Origin of the sequence: Methanospirillum sp., from assembly GCF_028679455.1 — an archaeon.
In the GTDB taxonomy this organism is placed as follows: domain Archaea; phylum Halobacteriota; class Methanomicrobia; order Methanomicrobiales; family Methanospirillaceae; genus Methanospirillum.
Genome location: NZ_JAJRBM010000224.1, coordinates 1 through 3,090 on the forward strand (window position 1 = coordinate 1; position 3,090 = coordinate 3,090).

Sequence of the window (3,090 nt, forward strand, 5' to 3'; positions counted from 1 at the left end):
CCAAAATAACAAAAATTTATTCCTATTTTCTTTTCTTTAAAAAGATACTGTAGAGTTCAGGTTATCTTGGTAACTGGGATAACTCAAAAAAGCTATAGGGCTAAAATTCAAAATTATGTGGAATCTAATCGTTTTTTAGAATAATTAGCAGATATTAGGAGTCTATTATACCAGGCCTCATCGCATGTCCCTTGCATGGTTTTAAGAGGGATCAAATCAAGAAAATGTGAGTAAGTGAAATAAAATTTTATGAACACCTGTCACTACGTTCCATCTCCTGGACAAAACGTTGGCTTCGGTATGGGTGATTCTGTATGATGATCGAAGATGATCCAGGATATATTATCCTACATAGCAAACGAAATGTTACACGATTTCAGATTCTAGTAGAGATTGCTGAGCATCAACCTGCAATTCGCCAGCAGGAGATCGCAGTAATGCTTGGGGTAACGCCACAGGCGATTTCTGAGTATATTCGGGATCTCATCGATGAAGGGATGATAAAGGCTTCAGGAAGAGGAAGATATGAAGTAACCCGCGAAGGTATCGAATGGATCCTTCAGAATGCAGAGACACTCGAGAACTTTGCCAAACATGTCAGGCATGACATCATTCATCAGATTACGGTCTGGACAGCAATTGCTGATGAGGATTTGAAAGCAGGTGACCGGGTCGGTGTGTACATGAAATCCAGTATTCTCTATGCCTCCCGGAGGCAAACCTCGGCAAATGGAGAGGTTGCTATGGATACTCCAAAAGGGGAGGAGACCGGAGTTATCAGACTCGACGGGATTATTGAGCATTCGGAATCGATTGTGCAGGTCTGTAAGGTTCCACGAGTTGAACGGGGAGGGTCACGTAGTGTTGACCTGGATAACCTCAAAGAGGTTATCAAAACGGTATCGTTTGTCGCCTGTGTCGGCTTGGAAGCATGGGTCTCTCTCAAAAAGATCGGTCGTGTCCCGGATCTGTATTTTGGATCCCGGGAGGGTGCCATAGATGCAGCACTTCATGGAATTCCTTCAGCCATTGTCATCGTTGATGAATTTTTTACCGATTTTTTAAGACAACTTGAGCAGGCAGAACTCAGTTACGAGATCCATGATCTCCTGTCACCATGACAGGGTTTTGAAAGATATAGTAAACTGAAAATTAGGTAATTGCCATGTATGGAAGGAAACAGGCAATGTTTAGCAAAACCTTGCCCTCGTTTTTTCTACAGAAACTGAAACACATCCCTTAATGGTCTTGAATCTTATCCCCTACGAGGGTCTTATCTACAATAGAGGGATTCTTATGAATATCGCGGGGATAATACTATTGGGTACACTAATGCCTGAATTTTTAAATTCCAGTCAATATTGCCCTCTTTGATCCATTTTCATACCAGAATGCTATTGCCGGATCTCTAGTCCCAGTGACCAATAAGTTGGGTAGATCATACTGACAAATATATAGGCCTTATAAAAGCGATAATATCCATTATTCTTTAACCAGACTCTCCTCATACCAGATCTTCCTCTCCAACGTACCCCATATCTGAAACCTGGGTTGGAGCCGAACTTACCACCGGAACACTATCTGCAGTTTTTATCGTGTAATCCATCGTCGCAAATTCACCTTCAATACTCATGTAATATCGACCCTCCCGGTAGATCATCATCGTCTGTGTCTCCTGACTGGGAAACCCCCGGTTGTACCCTCCTTCAGCAATGATCTGCTGCCAGGGATCAAAGATCGTAATTTTTACCCAGACATCCAGGGGTGATGAGATGTTCGGATATACCGAATCTGTTATCGAGAATGGACCATTTGTGACATTGAGTTCCTTTCCAACTGCGAATGCAGCCAGTCCTACCGAGCCGGAGTAGGTTTTATTCAGTTCCTGTTGCAAGGTCGAATCTGTTGGATTCCGAAATATCGAACTGTGATTGAGTGGAGGTTGCCAGGGAGGCAGCACTGAGTATGGATTCCAGTCAGTCACGTTCGATTGCACAATCGTTGTGAGATTCGGAATCTGTGTTTCCTGTGGCATAGGATCAGGGACATCAACAGGATCAGGTATTGAAATTGTCTCTTCTTCCGGAATCTTTCCGGTTGTATTACTTGTGGTTCCTATCCAGACGCCCAGAATCAGTATCACTAATAGTGTTTTTGGTATGAAAAACACGGCACGTAAAGGAAAGGAGTTGGTGACCGGAACATCATAGTAGATCAGAATTATTTGAGATAATTTAAATTTTATTTGGTTGCATACTATTTGCAGAGGTTACACATGCGTCATTTCGAAGAAATTTATCCTTTCTCAGCGATAGTCGGTCAGGAACAGATGAAAAAAGCCCTGCTTCTTAATGCAATTAACCCACGTATTGGTGGAGTCTTGATCAAAGGAGAGAAAGGAACGGCCAAATCTACGGCAGCACGCGCTTTAGCCCGCTTACTTCCAAATCGTGAAGTTGTCGAGGGTTGTGTTTTTGGATGTGATCCTGCAGATCCAAAAGGATTCTGCCTTGACTGTCAGAATCGAACTGATCTGAAGAGTAAGATGGCACGAATGAGGGTCGTTGAACTGCCGATCAGTGCTACAGAGGATAAAGTCGTTGGTAGTCTCGATATTGAGTACGCTCTGAAGAAAGGTGAAAAGAGGTTTGAACCCGGTATTCTTGCACAGGCTCACCGGAATATCCTCTATGTAGATGAGGTGAATCTTCTCAATGATCACATCGTGGACGTTCTTCTGGATGCAGCAGCGATGGGAATGAATTTTATCGAGCGGGAAGGGGTTTCGTACATGCATCCTGCCTCATTCATCCTGATCGGGACGATGAACCCGGAAGAAGGAGAACTCAGGCCACAACTGCTTGATCGGTTCGGGCTCTGTGTTGATATAGAAGGGATTATGGATGCTGATACACGGGTGGAAGTGATCAAGCGGAGGCAGGCATACGAGAATCATCCAGAAGAGTTCCTCAACCAATGGTCAGAAAAAGATCAGGAACTCCGGGATCGAATCGTCAGGGCACAGGAACTGCTCTCCTCGGTCAGTATTTCTGATGAAATGCTTCACGTGATCGCCCAGATCTGTATTGA

The 3,090-nt window shown here is 43.9% G+C and carries 3 protein-coding genes; 2 read left to right on the forward strand and 1 reads right to left on the reverse strand.

Annotation, left to right across the window (positions count from 1 at the left end; translation table 11 throughout):
* Positions 1-317: 317 nt before the first annotated feature.
* Entirely contained in the window at positions 318-1,121 is an 804-nt protein-coding gene (locus LUQ50_RS07275; protein ID WP_300038386.1) for a winged helix-turn-helix transcriptional regulator, read from the forward strand.
* A 383-nt stretch (positions 1,122-1,504) separates the two neighbouring features.
* Here the strand turns inward: LUQ50_RS07275 and LUQ50_RS07280 are convergent, their stop codons facing one another.
* Positions 1,505-2,143, reverse strand: coding sequence for a hypothetical protein (locus LUQ50_RS07280; protein WP_300038380.1), 639 nt, complete (start codon positions 2,141-2,143; stop codon positions 1,505-1,507).
* A 132-nt stretch (positions 2,144-2,275) separates the two neighbouring features.
* Between LUQ50_RS07280 and LUQ50_RS07285 the strand changes: the two genes are divergently transcribed.
* The coding region (locus tag LUQ50_RS07285) for an AAA family ATPase (RefSeq protein ID WP_300038383.1) at positions 2,276-3,090 on the forward strand (815 nt) is incomplete at its 3' end.

Excerpts from the sequence above, each read along its gene's own strand:
- LUQ50_RS07275 (WP_300038386.1), top strand. The coding sequence starts at position 318 with ATGATCGAAGATGATCCAGGATATATTATCCTACATAGCAAACGAAAT.